Source organism: Streptomyces sp. 549, from assembly GCF_030124175.1.
Taxonomy (GTDB): Bacteria; Actinomycetota; Actinomycetes; order Streptomycetales; family Streptomycetaceae; genus Streptomyces.
In genome coordinates this window covers 1-18287 of record NZ_JASKMT010000010.1, presented here as the reverse complement: position 1 = coordinate 18287, position 18287 = coordinate 1, and the positions used below count along the sequence as shown (strand labels likewise).

Genomic DNA, 18287 nt, shown 5'->3' with positions numbered 1-18287 from the left:
GGGATCAGACGGTGGGCAGCCAGTCCACCCGCCCGGACAGCAGGGCGTAGCCGATGAACGCCACGATGTCGATCAGCGCGTGCGCGGCGACCAGGGGTCCCACCCTGCCCCACCGCCGGTACAGCCAGACGAAGATGACGCCCATCACGAGGTTGCCGACGAACCCGCCGATGCCCTGGTAGAGGTGGTAGGTGCCGCGCAGCAGTGAGCTGGCCGCCAGCGCCGCGAGGGGCGACCAGCCGAGCTGGTCGAGGCGCCGCAGCAGGTAGCCGACGACGATGACCTCCTCGACGACGGAGTTCTGCACGGCCGACGCGATCAGCACGGGGAACTTCCACCACACCTCGGGCAGCGACTCCGGCACCACCGTCAGATTGGCCCCGGCCGCGTGCGCGCCGAGGTACAGCAGCAGGCCGCTACCGCCGATGGCCGCGGCCACCGCGGCTCCCCGGCCGAGGTCGAAGCCGGGCCGCCGCAGGTCGAACCCGATCAGCCTCATGCCGCCCGAGTCGCGTGAGGCGTTCTCCCGCAGCAGCAGGTGGGCCACGAGCAGCACCGGGACGAGTGCGGTGCCGATGCTGAACAGCTGCCACGCCAGGTCCAGCCAGGGCCGGTCGGGGGCGAGCGAGCGGTTGAGGTTGGCGGCCTGGTCGCGCAGCCCGCCGGGACGGGTCAGCGAACCGGTGAAGCTGATCAGCGCTGACACGGCGCTGGCGCCCAGGGACAACGCGAGCACGAGCAGCAGTTCGCGTCGCAGCACGCCCGTCTGCTCGTTCGGGAGCTCGGGAACGCGCGTCCCGTGCGGCTGTCCGCCCACGCCTGCCTCCAGTTCGCCCTGCTGTGACGGCACCCGCCGCCCGGATACGGGCAGCCGGGCAGGCGGCGTCCGCCGCCGGCAGGTCACAGCTTGCCCGACGCGGTGCGCGGTCGCGGTACCGGGGCAACCGCGCCCCACCCGGCGGGGATCTGCGGGGCGGGGCGCGGAGTGGGTACGGCCAGGGCGGGACAGGCCGGCCGACGGCCGTCAGGGGCCGGCGGGCCAGTCGTGCACCGGCTCCTCCGTCCTGACCAGCTCGCCGTACCGGCGCACGAGGGCGGCCAGTGCCTTCTCCCGGTCCAGGCCGCTCTCCCTGGCGCGGTGGTAGGCCTCGGCCTGCCAGGTGGCGCCGTTGGCCCGGCGGCGGCAGCGCTCCTCGACGATGCCGAGGTAGCGGTCCCGGTCTGCGGGTTCGATACCCCACTTGTCCAGTCCCGCGGCAGCCAGCGGCAGCAGTTCGTCGCGGACCAGGCGGTCGACGGGCAGCGTCTCCAGCCCACCGCCCCGGCCGGCGCGCGGCCACTGCAGGCGGGCCTCGATCCCGTACCGGCAGGCGGCCCGGAAGTTCGCCTCGGCGACGGCGAACGGCAGGCGCTTCCACACCGGCCGCGGCTCGTCGGCGAGGGCCCGCACAAGGCCGTAGTAGAGCGCGGTGTTGGCAAGCACGTCGCTCACGGTGGGCCCGGCGGGCAGTACCCGGTTCTCCACCCGCAGGTGCGGCACCCCGTCCGCCACTCCGTACACCGGGCGGTTCCAGCGGTACACCGTGCCGTTGTGCAGCACCAGTTCCGACAGCGAGGGCACACCGCCGCGCGCCACCACCGGCAGCGGCTCCTCCTGGTCGCACACCGGCAGCAGCGCGGGGAAGTACCGCACGTTCTCCTCGAAGAGGTCGTACGCGGAGTCGATCCAGCGCTCCCCGAACCAGGTGCGCGGGCGCACACCCTGCGCGCTCATCTCCGGCGGCCGGGGGTCGGTGGACTGCAGGAAGAGCGGAACCCGCGACTCGCGCCACAGCTCCCGCCCGAACAGGAACGGCGAGTTGGCACCGACCGCTACCTGCACTGCCGCGATCGCCTGGGCGGCGTTCCACACGTCGGGGAACCGCGTGGGCGTGACCTGCAGGTGCAACTGCACGGAGGTGCAGGCGGCCTCCGGCGCGATGGACGCCGAGGCGTAGCGCAGCTGCTCCACGCCCTCGATGTCGAGGACCACCTCCTCGCCCCGGGCGGCCATGATCTGGTCGTTGAGCTGGGTGTAGCGGTCGGCGGCGGAGAGGTTCGCCGACACCAGGTCCTCCGCCGTGAGGGTGGGGAGGATTCCGATCATCACGATGCCGGCCGAGACCTCCCCCGCCTTTCGGTCCGCATACGCCAGGCCGGTGCGCAACTCCTCGGCGAGCTGGTCGAGAACCCTTCCGCCCAGCTCGTGGGGGAGGATATTCACTTCCAGGTTGAACTGGCCCAGTTCGGTCTGGAAATCCGAGCTGCCGATGCGGCGCAGCACTTCCTCGTTCATCATGCGCGGCATTCCGTCGGCGTCCGCGAGATTCAGCTCGATCTCCAGCCCCATGAGGTTGCGGGGGCCTTCGAAGCGCCGCTCCTCCAGCAGCCTCCCCAGTCCGTCCAGGCACTGGTGGAGCTTCTCCCGGTAGCGCCGGCGGTCCGCCAGGTCGAACCCGTCGACCGCGACCTTCTCCCCCATCAGTGGGTCCCTCCTCGTATGGACGTGCCGGGATGATGCCCCGCGATGTGATCGATAACTCCCGCCGGAAGCCACCCGGCGCTATGCTTCTTCCTGCTGTCTTTCTTCCGGCACATTCCGAGGGCATACGAAAGCAGGACCGGGCGGGCGCCCACCCGGTGACTTTCACCGACGAGATCCGGCCGACCGTACCGCGGGACGATTCCGAGGTCCGGGGCCCGCCCGACACTTGTAGCCGGTGAACGCCGGGCCAAACCGACCTGATAGGCCCTTGCCGGAAACAGCGCGGGCGGCTACCGGAAAAACTAATGGAACAAATGTCGTATAGACTCGGGTCGAGGCTGTGACGTGACGCCCCGGGCTCCTGGTAGTCCACGTCCCTCCCGACCGCCGCGCAGCCCCGGCCCGCCGACAGCGTCGTCCGCGCCCCGCCGCGCACCCTGTGTCTCCCTGAGCGAGAGGCGACCCATCATGCCCCTGCACGTTCCCGCTGCCCCCGCAGCCGCAACACGCTCCGTGCTCGCCGCCCTGGCCTCCGCCAACGCAACCCGAGGCACCCGCACCCCGCCCGCGATCCGCACCGCGGCGGGAGCGCTGCGCCCCGAGCTGCCGCTCCCGGTGCACGTCCTGACCGGTGTGGCAGGCGCGCAGGTCACCCCGCGGACGAGTCCGACGGGCTGGCGCTTCCTGCTGCGCGGCACCGGAGCGGCCGTCGGCACGGCCGACGCCATGCTCACCGCCGACGGCTGGACGTTCTCGCACTTCGGCGAGGGCCCCTACGTGGCGTCCACGGAGAAGGCGCTGCGCCGCGCCTCCGCGCTGTCCGGCGCCTTCCAGCCGCGCCTGCTCTCGGTCCCCGAGCTGTACATGCTGACGCTGTGGCTGCACAGCGGCAGCGAGCAGCAGGGCGAGGAGGCCGCTCTGGACGGCGCCGACCTGCTGATCCCGTTGGCACCGGCGCCTCCGGGTATCGCGGCGGACCGCCCGCACCGGGCGGACGCGCTGCTGCCGCTCCTGAGCCGGCGGCTGGTCCCGGCACCGCTGCTGACCACCCCGGCCTGAGCCCGGCACCTGCCGCTCCCACTCGGCCCCGCGACCGCTCACCGGTCGCGGGGCCCGCTCGTCTCCCGACCGGTGGCGGGCCCGCGCCCGGCCGCCCGGGAGGACTAGTCATCTCGGGCGGCCGGACCACCCGAAATGATGATTCTGGTGTCGGCAACCGCCCGCGTGGGTGATGCGTCCCCATACGTGCGGAGGTGGTGCCGCCAAATACCTGCGGAACGCCCTTCGCGGTACGACACTGGGATCCGAACCGACAGACCGTACGGGGGAACCATGGACGCCGCACCGCAGCAACCGACAAGCAGCGCCCCGAAGCGAAAGAGCTCCGCCATGTGCCAGCACCAGCCGCCCTGCCCCTCAGCCGACTCAGCGGACCGGGAGGCTGCGCACCTCGTCGCCCACCATCCCGAGCAGGGCTGGAGCCTGCTGTGCAACGGCGTCCTGCTCTTCGAGGACACCGGCGAGCTGCTGCCGAACGGCAAGGTCATCGCGCCGCACCGCCCGCTGGGCACCCACCGGGTCACCACCGCGGCCTGAACCGGGCGGCAGCCTCCGACCGCCGGCGCCCGCACACACGGAGACCGGGCCCCGGCGAACCGCCCGGGACCCGGTCTCCGCGTGTGCGCCGTGGGACGTCAGCCGTCGTACTCGTCCAGCGGCGGGCAGGAGCACACCAGGTTGCGGTCGCCGTAGGCGCCGTCGATGCGCCGCACCGGCGGCCAGTACTTGTCGGAGGCAGAAACGCCGCCCGGGAAGGCCGCCTCCTGCCGGGTGTACGGGTGCGGCCACTCCTCCGCCAGCTGGGCCGCGGTGTGCGGGGCCCCGCGCAGCGGGTTGTCCTCGGCGGGCCACTCGCCCGAGCCGACCTTGTCGATCTCCGCCCGGATGGCGATCATCGCCTCGACGAAGCGGTCCACCTCGGCGAGGTCCTCACTCTCGGTCGGCTCGATCATGAGGGTCCCCGCGACGGGGAAGGACATGGTCGGCGCGTGGAACCCGTAGTCGATGAGCCGCTTCGCGACGTCGTCGATGCTCACGCCGGTCGCCCTGGTGAGCGGGCGCACGTCGATGATGCACTCGTGCGCGACCAGACCGGCCGGTCCCGTGTACAGCACCGGGTAGTGCGGCTCCAGCCGCTTGGCGATGTAGTTGGCGCTGAGTACCGCCACCTGCGTCGCGCGGCGCAGCCCCTCGCCACCCATCAGCCGGACGTAGGCCCAGGAGATCGGCAGGATGCCCGCGCTGCCCCAGGGCGCCGCGGAGATCGGGCCGATGCCCGTCCTGGGCCCTGCAGCCGGCTGCAGGGGGTGGTTGGGCAGGTAGGGCGCCAGGTGCTCGCGCACACCCACCGGCCCGACGCCGGGGCCGCCGCCGCCGTGCGGGATGCAGAACGTCTTGTGCAGGTTCAGGTGCGAGACGTCCGACCCGAACCGTCCCGGCCTGGCCAGTCCGACGAGGGCGTTCAGGTTCGCCCCGTCCACGTAGACCTGCCCGCCGGCGTCGTGCACCGCCGCGCAGATGTCGGAGATGTCCTCCTCGAACACGCCGTGCGTGGACGGGTAGGTGACCATCAGCACGGCGAGTTCCTCGGCGTGCTGCTCGATCTTGGCCCGCAGGTCGTCCGCGTCCACGTCGCCGGTCTCGCCGGTCTTGACGACCACCACCTTCATGCCGGCCATGACGGCGCTGGCGGCGTTGGTGCCGTGCGCCGAGGACGGGATGAGGCAGACGGTGCGCTGCGCGTCGCCGTTGGCCCGGTGGTAGGCGCGCACCGCCAGCAGTCCGGCCAGCTCACCCTGCGACCCGGCGTTCGGCTGGATGGAGACGCGGGCGTAGCCGGTGATCTCGGCGAGGCGCTCCTCCAGCTCCCGGATCATCGTCAGGTAGCCCTCGGCCTGGTCGGCCGGCGCGAAGGGGTGCAGCGCGCCGAACTCGGGCCAGGTGACCGGCTCCATCTCGGTGGTGGCGTTGAGCTTCATGGTGCACGAGCCGAGCGGGATCATGCCGCGGTCCAGCGCGTAGTCGCGGTCGGCGAGCCGGCGCAGGTAGCGCAGCATCGCCGTCTCGGACCGGTACTGGTGGAAGACGGGGTGCGCCAGGTACTCGTCGGCGCGCAGCAGCCCGCCGGGCAGCGCGTCGCCGGTGTCCGCGTCCAGCTCGTCGAGATCGGCCCGCACACCGAAGGCGCCCCACACGGCGGCGATCTGGTCGCGGCCGGTGGTCTCGTCGCAGGCGATGCCGACCCGGTCGGTGTCGGTCAGCCGCAGGTTGACGCCGGCCTCACGGGCCGCGGCCACCACCTCGGCGGCCCGGCCGGGCACCTTCGCGGTGACGGTGTCGAAGAACGCGCCGTGCTCGACCTCGACGCCGCCCGCCCGAAGACCGGCCGCGAGCAGCGTGGCGTAGCGGTGGGTGCGGCGGGCGATCGCGGACAGGCCGTCCGGTCCGTGGTAGACGGCGTAGAGCCCGGCCATGACGGCTAGCAGCACCTGGGCGGTGCAGATGTTGCTGGTGGCCTTCTCGCGGCGGATGTGCTGCTCGCGGGTCTGCAGCGCGAGGCGGTAGGCGCGCTGGCCGGAGGCGTCGACGGACACCCCGACGAGGCGGCCGGGCAGGCTGCGGGCGAACTTCTCCCGGACCGCCATGAAGCCGGCGTGCGGCCCGCCGAAGCCCATCGGCACGCCGAACCGCTGGCTGCTGCCGACGGCGATGTCCGCGCCCAGCTCGCCGGGCGAGGTGAGCAGGGTCAGAGCCAACAGGTCGGCGCAGACGGTGACGACGGCGCCCAGCCCGTGGGCCTGCTCGATGATCGCGCGGTGGTCTCGGACCTCGCCGGAGGCGCCCGGGTACTGCAGCAGCACGCCGAAGACGCCGCGGTCGGCGATCTCCCGCGGGATGCCGTCGCGCAGGTCTGCCTCGACGACCTCCACGCCGGTCGGCTCGGCCCGGGTGCGCAGCACGGCGACGGTCTGCGGCAGGCAGTCGGCGTCCACCAGGTAGACGCCCTGCTTGACCTTGCCGACCCGCCGGGACATGGACATGGCCTCGGCAGCGGCGGTGCCCTCGTCCAGCAGCGACGCGCCGGAGGTGGGCAGCCCGGTCAGGTCGGCGACGACGGTCTGGAAGTTGAGCAGCGCCTCCAGGCGGCCCTGCGAGATCTCCGGCTGGTAGGGCGTGTACGCCGTGTACCAGGCAGGGTTCTCCATCACGTTGCGCAGGATCACCGGCGGGGTGAAGGTGCCGTGGTAGCCGAGCCCGATCATCGAGTCGAGGACCTGGTTGCGGTCGGCGAGGCCGCGCAGCTCGGCGAGCACCTCGGCCTCGCTGCGCGCCTGCGGCAGGTCCAGCTTCTCGACGGTCCTGATGACGTCGGGCACCGCGGCGGCCGTCAGCTCGTCCAGCGAGCCGTAGCCGACCTGGGCGAGCATCTTGGCCTGCGCCTCGGCGTCGGGACCGATGTGGCGGCGCTCGAAGGGCGTGCCCTGTTCGAGGGCGGCGAGTGGGACGCGTTCGGTGGTCATCTGCGGAAGGCCTCCTGGTCTGCGCGACCGGCGAGGGGCACCACGGCGTGGGTGCCCGGACGGCCTCCCCCTCTGTCATCTCAACCTGAGAGTTTCACCGGGCCGCACGGGCCCGGCTTTCACCGTCGGTGAGGAGGGGCCAGCGGCCGGTTCGGCCGTGCCCGCCCTGCTTTCCAGAGTGACCTCGCCCTCGCGGTACGTGTGCCTGAGAGATTCCGGGGAGGATTTGCTCCTTCGGCGCCTCCGGATTCTGCCGGAGGACTCTCCCGCGCGGGGTCAGCAGCCACTTCCGAGCCTACCAGCGACACTCCGGGCGGCTCTGCCTGCGGCCTCCCGACTGGCCGGAGCGGGCTTTGTGACGTTGTGTGGTGACGTGGAGGTGCCCGCTCGAGGTGTCGGGGAACCCGGTCAGGGCACTCGCGACGAAATGTGGGAGGAACCCGTGCAGACCGACATCGACCCGCGGAGCCTGATCGGGCGCAAGGCGTTCGACAGGGACGGAACGAAGATCGGGACAGTCGACGAGGTGTACCTCGACGACGCGACCGGCGAACCCGAGTGGGCGGCGGTGCGTACCGGCCTGTTCAGCCGTGACGCGTTCGTGCCGCTGGAGCCCAGCGAGGTCGTCGACGAGTCCCTGCACGTACCGTTCGAACGCGCCCTGATCAAGGACGCCCCCGACTTCGGAGTGGGACGGCACCTGTCGCCCGAGCAGGAACTCCAGCTCTACCACCACTACGGCCTCGCCGTTCCGTCCGAGGGTGATCCGCCGCCGCGCGAGGACGACGCGGGCTTCGGCAAGGTCGCCGGACGGGACGAGGACTGACCCGCGCATCCATCGGCGGGCGGGTCGTCGCCGGCAGGGGTGCGCGCGACGCGGACCAGCGGCAGCGGCTCGGAGGGGCGCAGGTCGGGATCGTCGGCTGCGAAGGTGCGGACCCGGCCCGGTGCGGAGTCCGGCTGCTCGAAGCGGACCGTCACCCTGCCCACACCGCTGCCCTGCACCCATCCCGGGCCGTGCACGGCATGGTGGACGTCCTTGCCCGGCAGGAAGGCCCCGGCGGAGCGCCGCTCCGGCACGGTCGGCGCGGCGGCCGGCTCGAGGCCGTTCGCGGGGCCGGTGTCCGCCGCGCCGCGGGCCGTCTGAGCGAAGAGGTCCTCCTGGGTGAAGTCGGCGAGCCCGCTGACTCCCACGCCCAGCAGCCGGACGCCCTCGGTGGTGTCGACCGCCTCCAGCAGCCGCTGCGCGGCCTCGCGGATCACGCCGGAGTCGTCCGTCGGGCCGCGCAGGGTCTCCGAGCGGGTGAGCGTCGCGAAGTCGTAGCGCCGCACCTTGATCACCACGGTCCGGCCCGAGCGGCCCGCGCCGCGCAGCCGCTCGGCGCAGCGGTCGGCCAGCCGGGTGATCTCCTGCTGGATGCGGGTGCGGTCGGTGACGTCGGTGTCGTACGTGTCCTCCACGGACACCGACTTCGACTCGCGGTCGCCGACCACCGGCCGGCTGTCGATGCCGGACGCCATGGTGTGCAAGGCACTTCCGTGGGCCCTGCCCAGCAGCCGTAGCAGTTCGGCCTCACCGGCGAGCGCGGCCTCGCCGACGGTGGTGATGCCGGCCCGCCGGAGGGTGTCCGCGGTGGCCGGTCCCACGCCGGGCAGGATGCGGACCGGCTGCGGGGCCAGCAGTTCGCGTTCGGTTCCGGGCTCGATGAGGACCAGGCCGTCCGGCTTGGCCTGCTCGGAGGCGATCTTGGCGAGCATCTTGGAACCCGCCAGACCGACCGATCCGCTCAGCCCGGTGGTGGCGAGGATGTCCGCCCGCAGCCGCTCGCCGAGCTGCCGCATCGTGTCGCTGTCCGTGTCGGCGGGCAGGCCTCCGGCTTCCAGGTCGACGAACGCCTCGTCCAGGCTGAGCGGTTCCACCAGCGGTGACAGCCCGGCGAGCAGCGCCATCACGGCTGTGCTGATCTCACGGTAGAAGGCGAACCGGGGTACCAGGTAGGCGGCGTTCGGGCAGCGGCGCCGGGCCTGGGCCGTCGGCATCGCGGAGTGCACTCCGAAGCGCCGGGCCTCGTAGGACGCGGTGGCGACGACACCACGCGGGCCGAGGCCGCCGACCACCACCGGCTTGCCGCGCAGGCTTGGCTTCGCCGCCTGTTCCACGGCGGCGAAGAAGGCATCCATGTCGAGGTGCAGGATGCTCGGTGCGCGTCTCACACTGCCCGATGCTGCCGCAGACCACTGACAGGCGCCCGGTGGCCGGGCCCGTCCACGCTCAGACCGCGCGGTTGCGGCGCCTGGCCAGCTCGTCTGCCGGGTTGTCGCGGGTGAGCGTCTCCCCGGTGTCGATCCGCTCGGCATGCAGCTGGGACAGCGTCGACTCCACGTCGCGCCAGACGACGCCCACCGCGATGCCGAAGACCCCCTGCCCGCCCTGGAGCAGGTCGACGACCTCGTCGGGCGAGGAGCACTCGTAGACCGTGGCGCCGTCGCTCATCAGCGTCATCCGGGTCAGGTCGGAGATGCCGCGGGCCCGGAGGTGGCTCACCGCCACGCGGATGTTCTGCAGGGACACACCCGCGTCCAGCAGCCGCTTGACGATCTTCAGCACGACCACGTCGCGGAAGCCGTAGAGGCGCTGCGTCCCCGAGCCGTAGGCGGGCCGGATGCTGGGCTCGACGAGTCCGGTGCGCGCCCAGTAGTCCAGTTGGCGGTACGTGATGCCGGCCGCCGCACAGGCCGTCGGGCCCCGGTACCCCACCTGCTCCGCGGGCGGGTCGTCGGCCACCGGGCCAGGGCCGGAAGAAGGCTGCACGGGAGCCCCGTGCAGCGGAACCGAGCCGCCGGCCGCCTGGCTGTCGCCGGTGCTTCTCACGCCGACCCTCCATCCCTTCACGCTCCGGGAGTCCTCCCGGAACCTGCCTCCACGACGGTAGGCAGTCACTGGGGGTGCGTCAACGATCGCCGCGCTCGCCACGCCGGGTGATAACCACCCGATGTGTGGTTTGGTCGGCGCCGTTCGGGGAACAGGCGAGAGTTTGGCCACCTGACCCGGGATCACTGGTTGCTGGAACCGAAGTCCTCGGGTGAGATCTGGTCGAGGAACTCGCGGAACTTCTCCACCTCGTCCTCCTGTTCGTCCGGGATGGCGATGCCGGCGTCGTCCAGGACGCCGTCACTGCCGTAGATGGGGGTTCCGGTGCGCAGTGCCAGCGCTATCGCGTCGGACGGCCTGGCACTCACCTCGACCCCGCTGGCGAAGACCAGCTCCGCGTAGAAGACGCCCTCACGCAGGTCCGTGATGCGGACGGCGGTGAGCTCCTGGCCCACCGCGTCCAGCACGTCCTTGAAGAGGTCATGCGTCAGCGGCCGGGCCGGGGTCATGCCCTGCTGGGCGAAGGCAATGGCTGTGGCCTCCCCTGGACCGATCCAGATGGGGAGGTAACGGTCGCCTCCCACTTCACGCAGGAGCACGATCGGCTGGTTGGAGGGCATTTCCACTCGGACACCCACGACGTCGAGCTCGTTCACACAGCAACCCTAGGTCGTGCGCCACCTGTTTGGGTAGTCGGGCATCCGCCAGGTGCCGCCGGTCAGTGCAGGCGGACCCGCAGCGCTGACTGCACGAGCGCCGCGTGCAGCCGTACCGAGAGGGCCGCCATTTCGCTTGCGGTGGCGTCCGCACGGGCCCTGGTCTGCGGGTTCCGGTGCCGCCGGAGCGGGGCGACGACCTGCTCGACCAGCCCCGCCTCACGTTCTGCGGCCGCCTTTACGGCACGCAGGTGACGCGGCTCCAGCCCGAACCGCCCGAGGTCGGCGACGAGCCGCGCCACCTCGACCGTCCCGGCCGGATACCCGCCGCCGGGAGCGGGCCCCACAAGGCCGTATGCCTCCCACTCGCCCAGCTCCGCCTCGCCGACCCCCGCAGCCGCGAGCAGCTCGGCCCGGCCCATCCGCGGGCCCGGGGCCGCCGCCGCGTCCGCCGTGACGCCCTCCACGGCCTCCGTGACGGCGTCCAGCGGGTCGCGGGCCTGGGCGGGCACGGGCAGCGGTTCACCGCGGTCCAGGGCGTCCAGGTGCTCCCTGATGACCTTCAGCGGCAGGTACTGGTCGCGCTGCATGCGCAGCACCAGCGCGAGCCGGCGCACGTCGTCCTGGCTGAACTTGCGGTACCCGGACGGCGTGCGCTGCGGCTCGACCAGTCCCTCGGACTCCAGGAAGCGGATCTTCGAGATCGTGACCTCGGGGAACTCTTCACGCAGCAGATGGAGCACGGCACCGATGCTCATCGGCCCCAGCTCCGCGGCGGCGGTGCCGCTTCCGGCACCGCCCGACGGTGTGTGATGCATGAACCTTCCCTGGGCGGGTTGCTCAGACGCCTCGCTGGCTCGCGAAGAAGACCAGCCGGAACTTGCCGATCTGCACCTCGTCGCCGTTCGCGAGGACGGCCGAGTCGATCGGCTCGCGGTTGACGTAGGTGCCGTTGAGGCTGCCCACGTCGGATGCGGTGAACAGCCCGTCCTGACCGCGGCGGAACTCCACGTGACGGCGCGACACGGTCACGTCGTCCAGGAAGATGTCGCTCTGCGGGTGGCGTCCCGCAGTGGTCAGCTCACCGTCCAGCAGGAAGCGGCTCCCTGAGTTGGGGCCGCGGCGCACCACCAGGAGCGCCGACCCCGTCGGCAGCGCCTCGACCGCCGCCAGCGCCTCCGGGGAGAGCATCGGGGTCTGCCCGGTGGCCTCCGCGTCGTACGCCTCCAGGCCGGAGATCGAGATGGTGGAGGTCGTCTCCGACGGCCGCTCGGCGGCCGGGACCCCGCCGCGCAGCGGCGCACCGCAGTTGGAGCAGAACCGGCTGGATTCCGCAGCGCGGTTCCCGCACCTCGTACAGACCGGCACGTTGAACCCTCCACCCTTACTTGAGGTTGATGGTTCTTCGAAACCTATGCGGCCCGAGGCACCCTGGTCAACAGAGACCGGGCCGTGACCACCCGATTCGCCGTGGGCGGGTTCCACCTCGTCCCGGAACAACGGCCGCTCTGCGCCGTCCTCGGCCGGCGGCGACCCGGCGTCGCCGTGCCGGGGGGCACGGTGACGCGGCGCGCCCTCCCCCTCGGACTGGCGCTTGCCGAACAACTTCGCAAGAAAACTCACGGGCGCTTCCCCTCGCATGAAACAGACCCGCCCGTGGGGCAGGACAGACCCTCGACGCACACTCCGGCCGATCCGGACATCCCTGCAACGTCCGTAGCCTTCAGACAGTTTCCCCCACGCGACCCCCCACCGGACCGCCGACCCCCCGGGAAGCACGTGACCCCGATCACCCCGCAGCCTGACACCTCGTGCACCCTCCGGTCACTGCGATGACGACTGAGCGTAGTCAGGCCGCTTCGCAGACCGCAAGGCGTCCACGACGATCTTCTCCGAACGGCTGATCTCGACGGTCGCCTGCTCCTTCTGCAGGGTCTGCACGACCCCGCCGGGGATGTTGAGCGCCGGTTCCAGGTCCTGCGGTTGCCCGATGACCTCGAACCGGTACGGCGCAGTGACCCGGCGGCCGTCGATGCGCACACCGCCGCCGGCGTCGGTGAAGTAGGTACGGGCGACCACCCGTACGTCGTTGATCTGGATCGCCTCCGCGCCGGCCGCCCTGAGTTCCTGGATGGCGTTGAGCAGTTGGTCGGCCTTGACGGCTCCGGCCGGGTCGGCGATCTCCAGCTGGATGCCCGGCCCCTCGGCACCCACCGTGCCCGCCAGCACCCCCAGCTGCTGTTCGCGTTCCCGGGTCTGCTTGCGCGCCTCCTCGGCCTGGTCGGAACTGTTCTCCAGCTCCGACCGCTGCCCCTCCAGGCGGCGCTTCTCGTCCTCCAACCGCGTCGTGCGGTCGTCCATCTCCCCCAGGATGCGCACCAGGTCCTCCTGGCGGGCCCCTCGGAGCGCGCTGTCCTCGCTGGTGGACCGTACCTGGATGGCCAGCCCCAACCCCAGCACGAACAGCAGCAGCGCCGCGACGAGTTGCTTGCGGTTGACCCGGGGCGGCCACAGGCCGGCGACCAGCCGCTGCCGACCGGTGAGCGCGTCGGGTTCCCCCTGCGCCTCCCCTGCGCCGCCCTCGGAGCCGTCGGCGGGCTCGCTGTCCGCAGCGGCCTTCCCAGGAGCCGCGCCGGCGGTGGGGCGGGAAGCCGTGTCGGCCGTCCTGCTCCTGCCCGGCGCGGCGTCCCCGGCCCGGGCGGACGTGCCCGGCTCAACCGCGGGCCGGTCGCGCCCAGGCCCGGCTGCGGGCGCTTCCCCGGCCGGACGGCCGGGGCGGGCTCCGCCGCGGTCGGGACCGTCGCCGTCCCGGCGGGGGGCGTCGCCGCCCTCCGGCGGGTTCCTGTGCTCACTCATGGCCGTACCTCACGCCCGGAAGATGTGACGTCGGATGGCGGCTGCGTTGGAGAAGATCCGGATGCCCAGCACGACGACCACCCCCGTGGACAGCTGCGCGCCCACGCCCAGTTTGTCGCCTAGGAAGACGATCAGTGCGGCCACGACGACGTTGGAGAGGAAGGAGACGACAAAGACCTTGTCGTCGAAGATGCCGTCCAGGATGGCCCTCAGGCCGCCGAACACCGCGTCGAGCGCGGCCACCACCGCGATGGGCAGGTAGGGCTCCACGACGGTCGGCACCACAGGACGGAGCACGAGCCCCGCCACGACGCCCACGATGAGGCCCAGTACAGCGATCACGAGTTGCTGCCCTTTCCTGTCTTCAGCGGCTCTGCCGTGCGGACCACCAGGCTGGGCGCGGCCGGCAGCCGCACCGAGTCCTGCACGGAGATGTTCGTACGGATTCCGTAGTTCTCCTGGAGCACGTGCAGGTACTGGCCGTCCGCGCTGTCCTGGAAGGTGGTGCTGAGCCGTCGGCCGTCGCCGACGGCGAGCAGCGTGTACGGCGGCACCAGCGGCCGGTTGTCGACGAGTATCGCGTCGCCCGCCGCCCTGATCGCCGAAAGCGCGGTCAGCCGGTGGCCGTTGACGGACAGGGCTTCGGCACCGGACTCCCACAGGCCGTTGACGACCCGCTGCATGTCCCGGTCCCTGACACGTCCGGTGTCGGAGAAGTGGCTGCTCTCCCGGGGCCCGCCGGCTTCGCCTCCGGTGCCCTTCGCGTCGTCCACCACCAGCTTGACGCCCGGCCCCTCGACCGGAGTGGCCCCGGCCAGGAGGGCGACGAGGTCGCCGGTGCCGCCGCCCTGCTCCTTGAGCGCCTCCCGCTGCTGCGCGTCCACCGTCTCGCGCAGGGACTCCACCCGCCGCTGCAGGTCGTCGGCGGCGGCAGACCCCTTCTCGATCCGGTCGATGAGTTCCTGCCGCTCCTTGGCCACCGTGGGCGCCGCGAACCGCGCCTGCGCGGCGCCGAGGGTGACCACCAGCGCGGCCAGCACCAGGCCGACGGCGAGCCACAGCTTCGCGCGCAGCGTCCTGGGCAGGCCGGAGGTCCCCTCCTGATCCCTGCGCCGGGACGCTTCCGCATAGCCGTCGTCCAGGCTGTGATCCATCACGTTGGTCAGCAGCGACATCGAGGCGTCGGGTCGCGCGGGCCGCTGCGGGGGGCCCGGGTCGGGGTGCTGCTGCGACATGCCGCACATCGTCGCACGTCGCGGGTGCTACCGCCGAACGGGCCCACCGGTGGACCGGATCGGGTCCTTTCCGGTGGGCCGTTCGGCTGCCGCCCGGCGGGGCGCCGCCAGGCGGTTCACCCGATGTGGCAGCCGGTCAGCGTCCGGCGCCGTCCACCACGGTCGCCCACTCGTCGAGCAGCGCCTGGGCGGACGCCTCGTCCGGGCCCTCCGCCCACAGGTGGGTGACGGCTTCCGCCGGGTCGGGCAGCACCATCACCCAGCGGCCGTCGGGCTCGACGACCCGCACGCCGTCGGTGGTGTCCACCGACCGGTCGCCGGCGGCCTCGACCACGCTCCGCATCACCAGTCCCTTGACCGCCCAGGGGGTGGCGAGGTCACGGCGTACGACGTGGGCCTGCGGTATGCGGGCGTCGATCTGGCTCAGGGTGAGCTGGGTGCGGGCCACCAGGCCGATCAGCCGGACGAACGCGGCGCACCCGTCGAAGACGGAGCTGAACTCGGGAACGATGAACCCGCCGCGCCCGTCACCGCCGAAGACGGTGGTCTCCTCCCTTCCGACCCTGGTCAGGTCGTCGGGCGAGGTGGTTGTCCACTCCACCTGCGTACCGTGGTAGGCCGCCACCTGCTCCGCGATGCGGGTGGTGGTGACCGGCAGCGCCACCTGCCCGCTGCGGCGCTCCGCGGCGATCAGGTCGAGCATGACCAGCAGGGCGCGCTGGTCCTCGATGATCCGCCCGCGTTCGTCGACGAGGCTGAGTTTCTCGCCTACTGGGTCGAACCGGACCCCGAACGCGGCCCGAGCGGAAGCCACTATCTCGCCGAGCCGGACCAGCCCGGCCCGCCGGGTCTCGGCCGTCTCGGTGGGCCGGGACTCGTCAAGCCCGGGGTTGATGGTCAGCGCGTCCACGCCGAGCCGTCCGAGCAGACTGGGGAGCACCAGGCCGGCGCTGCCGTTGGACGCGTCGACCACGACCTTCAGCCCCGCGTCGGCGACGCCGGTGGTGTCGACCGCCCGCAGCAGCGACCCGGTGTAGGAGTCGAACACGCTCGCCGGGAACCGCAGGTCACCGATCTCGCCGGGGAACGCCCTGCGGTACTCCTGGCGGGCGTAGACCCGGTCCAGTTTGCGCTGGGCGCCCTGGGAGAGGTCGGCGCCTCGTTCGTCGAAGAACATGATGTCCACGGAGTCCGGCACGCCGGGCGTGGTGCGGATCATGATGCCGCCGGCGCTGCCGCGCGCGGTCTGCTGCCGGGCGACGGGAAGCGGCACGTTCTCCAGGTCGCGCACGTCGATCGCACTGGTCTGCAGTGCGGAGATCATGGCGCGTTTGAGTGCCCTGGCGCCTCGGGAGTGGTCACGGGCGGTCGTGACCGTCGACCCCTTCTTGAGCGTCGTGGCGTAGGCGCCGGCCAGCCGTACGGCCAGTTCCGGGGTGATCTCGACGTTGAGGATGCCGGACACGCCGCGCGCTCCGAAGAGATAGGCCTGTCCGCGCGACTCCCAGATGACCGAGGTGTTGACGAACGCGCCGGCCTCGACGGTCTTGAACGGGTACACCCGGACGTTGCCCTGGATGATCGACTCCTCCCCGATCAGGCACTCGTCGCCGATGACCGCGCCGTCCTCGATCCGGGCCGCCCGCATGACGTCGGTGTTCTTCCCGATCACACAGCCGCGCAGGTTGCTCTGCGGCCCGATGTACACGTTGTCGTGCACCACCGTCTTGTGCAGGAAGGCACCGCTCTTGACGACGACGTTGGAACCGATGACGGAGTGCTCGCGGATCTCGGAGCCGGCTTCGACCTTGGCGTAGTCACCGATGTACAGCGGTCCGCGGAGCTCGGCGTCGGGGTGCACCTCGGCTCCCTCGGCCACCCACACGCCGGGCGAGATCTCGAATCCGTCGATGTCGACGTCGACTTTCCGCTCGAGCACGTCGGCCTGCGCCTTGACGTAGCTCTCGTGGGTTCCGACGTCCTCCCAGTAGCCCTCGGCGACATAGCCGTAGATCGGCTTGCCCTCCTTCATGAGCTGCGGGAACACGTCGCCCGACCAGTCCACGGAAACATCCGGGTCGACGTAGTCGAACACCTCGGGTTCCATCACGTAGATGCCGGTGTTCACCGTGTCGGAGAAGACCTGTCCCCAGGTCGGCTTCTCCAGGAAGCGTTCGACCCTGCCCTCGTCGTCGACAATGGTGATGCCGAACTCCAGCGGGTTGGGGACCCGCGTCAGGCACACCGTGACCATGGCACCGCGCTCGCGGTGGAAGTTGATGAGTTCGGTGAGATCGAAGTCGGTGAGGGCGTCACCGGAGATCACCAGGAAGGCGTCGTCCTTGAGCGCCTCTTCGGCGTTCTTGACGCTGCCGGCGGTGCCGAGTGGTTTCTCCTCGTTGGCATAGGTCAGTTCCATGCCGAGTTCTTCGCCGTCACCGAAGTAGTTCTTCACCAGCGAGGCGAGGAACTGCACGGTGACGACGGTTTCACTGAGGCCGTGCCGCTTGAGCAGCCTCAGTACGTGCTCCATGATCGGCCTGTTGACGACAGGCAGGAGCGGTTTGGGCATGCTCGCGGTCATGGGACGAAGACGTGTGCCTTCGCCACCAGCCATCACGACGGCCTTCATGTCGGTAGCGTCCTCCTTGAAGAGACGACGGTCCTGGCCGGCTGAGCCTGTCGGACGGTCGGTGTGGCGTGCGCCCGGCCCGCCCCTGCTTCGGCGACGTTGCCGGGAGGCTGCTCAGTCGGCTGCAGTGTCTGCCCGGATAATCCGGCGGACCTGAACCACGTAGAGGATTCCTGCCCACCAGTACAGAGTTGTACCCCAACCTGCGAACGCCCATCCGAAAATCGCAGCGAGTGACGGAATCCATCCGTTTCCGTCACTGAGAAGCAGCAGTGGGAATGCGTACATCAGGTTGAAGGTCGCGGCCTTCCCGAGAAAGTTGACCTGCGGCGGTGCGTAGCCGCGCCGGTCCAGGATCCACACCATGACCAGCAGAACCAGCTCACGGGCGAGCAGGAGGCCGGTCAGCCACAGCGGCAGGATGCCGCGCCAGGTCAGGCCCAGCAGGGTCGACAGGATGTACAGGCGGTCAGCGGCCGGGTCGAGGATGCGGCCGAGGCCGCTGACCTGGTTCCAGCGCCTGGCCAACTTGCCGTCGAGGTAGTCGCTGATGCCGCTCAGCGCCAGGATGAGCAGCGCCCACAGGTCCATGTTGGGCCCGCCGAACTCGGGCAGCAGAATCAGCCAGAGGAAGACGGGGACTCCGACGAGCCTCGCCATGCTCAGCATGTTGGGGATGGTGAGGATCCGGTCGGTCTGGATGCGGGTCTCCTGGACCTCCACCCGGGCCTCCTGTGAGAACGAACCTACGATGCCCCCCGACCCTATCGGGTGGCCGGCACGGGCCACGCACGGGCCCGGCTGTGAACGCAGGAAAGCCCCGCTGGTTTCCCAGCAGGGCTTTCCTCGCAATAATCGTTCGGCGGCGTCCTACTCTCCCACACGCTCCCGCATGCAGTACCATCGGCGCTGAAAGGCTTAGCTTCCGGGTT

16 protein-coding genes, 1 rRNA gene and 2 riboswitches are annotated in these 18287 nt (G+C 71.3%); of the genes, 3 read left to right on the top strand and 14 right to left on the bottom strand.

Annotated elements, in window-relative coordinates; genetic code table 11:
- Positions 1-4: 4 nt before the first annotated feature.
- Positions 5-760: a CPBP family intramembrane glutamic endopeptidase gene (locus QNO07_RS13765; RefSeq protein ID WP_283992410.1), complete on the bottom strand. Its 756-nt coding sequence runs from the start codon at positions 758-760 to the stop codon at positions 5-7.
- Positions 761-1024: 264 nt separating this feature from the next.
- Positions 1025-2521 carry a glutamate-cysteine ligase family protein gene (locus QNO07_RS13760; protein WP_283992225.1) on the bottom strand — a complete coding sequence of 499 codons (1497 nt, stop codon included), beginning with the start codon at positions 2519-2521 and terminating at the stop codon, positions 1025-1027.
- A gap of 471 nt (positions 2522-2992) precedes the next feature.
- Between QNO07_RS13760 and QNO07_RS13755 the strand changes: the two genes are divergently transcribed.
- Positions 2993-3583, top strand: a complete 591-nt coding sequence (locus tag QNO07_RS13755) for a hypothetical protein (protein ID WP_283992223.1) — start codon at positions 2993-2995, stop codon at positions 3581-3583.
- Between the two features lie 330 nt (positions 3584-3913).
- Positions 3914-4120, top strand: coding sequence for a DUF5999 family protein (locus QNO07_RS13750; protein WP_283992221.1), 207 nt, complete (start codon positions 3914-3916; stop codon positions 4118-4120).
- 98 nt (positions 4121-4218) lie between these two features.
- Here the strand turns inward: QNO07_RS13750 and gcvP are convergent, their stop codons facing one another.
- A complete protein-coding gene (gene gcvP, locus QNO07_RS13745; RefSeq protein WP_283992219.1) occupies positions 4219-7104 on the bottom strand; it encodes an aminomethyl-transferring glycine dehydrogenase in 2886 nt (961 codons plus the stop codon).
- A 62-nt stretch (positions 7105-7166) separates the two neighbouring features.
- A riboswitch (glycine riboswitch) is annotated at positions 7167-7287 on the bottom strand.
- A riboswitch (glycine riboswitch) is annotated at positions 7288-7383 on the bottom strand.
- Positions 7384-7546: 163 nt separating this feature from the next.
- On the opposite strand from gcvP, the gene QNO07_RS13740 reads away from it, so the two are divergent.
- Positions 7547-7930: a PRC-barrel domain-containing protein gene (locus QNO07_RS13740; protein WP_283992217.1), complete on the top strand. Its 384-nt coding sequence runs from the start codon at positions 7547-7549 to the stop codon at positions 7928-7930.
- Here the strand turns inward: QNO07_RS13740 and QNO07_RS13735 are convergent.
- From QNO07_RS13735 to rrf, 11 genes are all read right to left on the bottom strand, one after another.
- Positions 7840-9318 (bottom strand): DNA polymerase IV, encoded by a 1479-nt coding sequence (locus QNO07_RS13735; protein ID WP_283992215.1) that lies wholly within the window; start codon positions 9316-9318, stop codon positions 7840-7842. The two genes, QNO07_RS13740 and QNO07_RS13735, sit on opposite strands and share 91 nt — an antisense overlap.
- A gap of 58 nt (positions 9319-9376) precedes the next feature.
- Complete coding sequence (locus QNO07_RS13730; RefSeq protein ID WP_502961840.1) at positions 9377-9976, bottom strand: MerR family transcriptional regulator; 600 nt, start codon at positions 9974-9976, stop codon at positions 9377-9379.
- Positions 9977-10158: 182 nt separating this feature from the next.
- On the bottom strand, positions 10159-10632 hold the full coding sequence (locus QNO07_RS13725) for a bifunctional nuclease family protein (RefSeq protein ID WP_283992213.1): 474 nt from the start codon (positions 10630-10632) through the stop codon (positions 10159-10161).
- Positions 10633-10694: 62 nt separating this feature from the next.
- Positions 10695-11450, bottom strand: a complete 756-nt coding sequence (gene ftsR / locus QNO07_RS13720; protein ID WP_283992211.1) for a transcriptional regulator FtsR — start codon at positions 11448-11450, stop codon at positions 10695-10697.
- 22 nt (positions 11451-11472) lie between these two features.
- Positions 11473-12273, bottom strand: coding sequence for an FHA domain-containing protein (locus QNO07_RS13715; protein ID WP_283992209.1), 801 nt, complete (start codon positions 12271-12273; stop codon positions 11473-11475).
- A 183-nt stretch (positions 12274-12456) separates the two neighbouring features.
- Positions 12457-13488: a DUF881 domain-containing protein gene (locus tag QNO07_RS13710; protein ID WP_283992207.1), complete on the bottom strand. Its 1032-nt coding sequence runs from the start codon at positions 13486-13488 to the stop codon at positions 12457-12459.
- A gap of 9 nt (positions 13489-13497) precedes the next feature.
- On the bottom strand, positions 13498-13830 hold the full coding sequence (locus tag QNO07_RS13705) for a small basic family protein (protein WP_283992206.1): 333 nt from the start codon (positions 13828-13830) through the stop codon (positions 13498-13500).
- The gene (locus tag QNO07_RS13700; protein ID WP_283992205.1) at positions 13827-14732 is read right to left on the bottom strand and encodes a DUF881 domain-containing protein; all 906 of its coding nucleotides are present in this window, start codon (positions 14730-14732) and stop codon (positions 13827-13829) included. Before QNO07_RS13700 ends, QNO07_RS13705 begins: the two co-directional genes overlap by 4 nt.
- A 127-nt stretch (positions 14733-14859) precedes the next feature.
- Positions 14860-17355: a sugar phosphate nucleotidyltransferase gene (locus tag QNO07_RS13695; RefSeq protein ID WP_283992204.1), complete on the bottom strand. Its 2496-nt coding sequence runs from the start codon at positions 17353-17355 to the stop codon at positions 14860-14862.
- 114 nt (positions 17356-17469) lie between these two features.
- On the bottom strand, positions 17470-18078 hold the full coding sequence (gene clsA, locus QNO07_RS13690) for a cardiolipin synthase ClsA (RefSeq protein WP_283992202.1): 609 nt from the start codon (positions 18076-18078) through the stop codon (positions 17470-17472).
- A 134-nt stretch (positions 18079-18212) separates the two neighbouring features.
- A 5S ribosomal RNA gene (gene rrf / locus QNO07_RS13685) occupies positions 18213-18287 on the bottom strand; the annotation flags it as partial.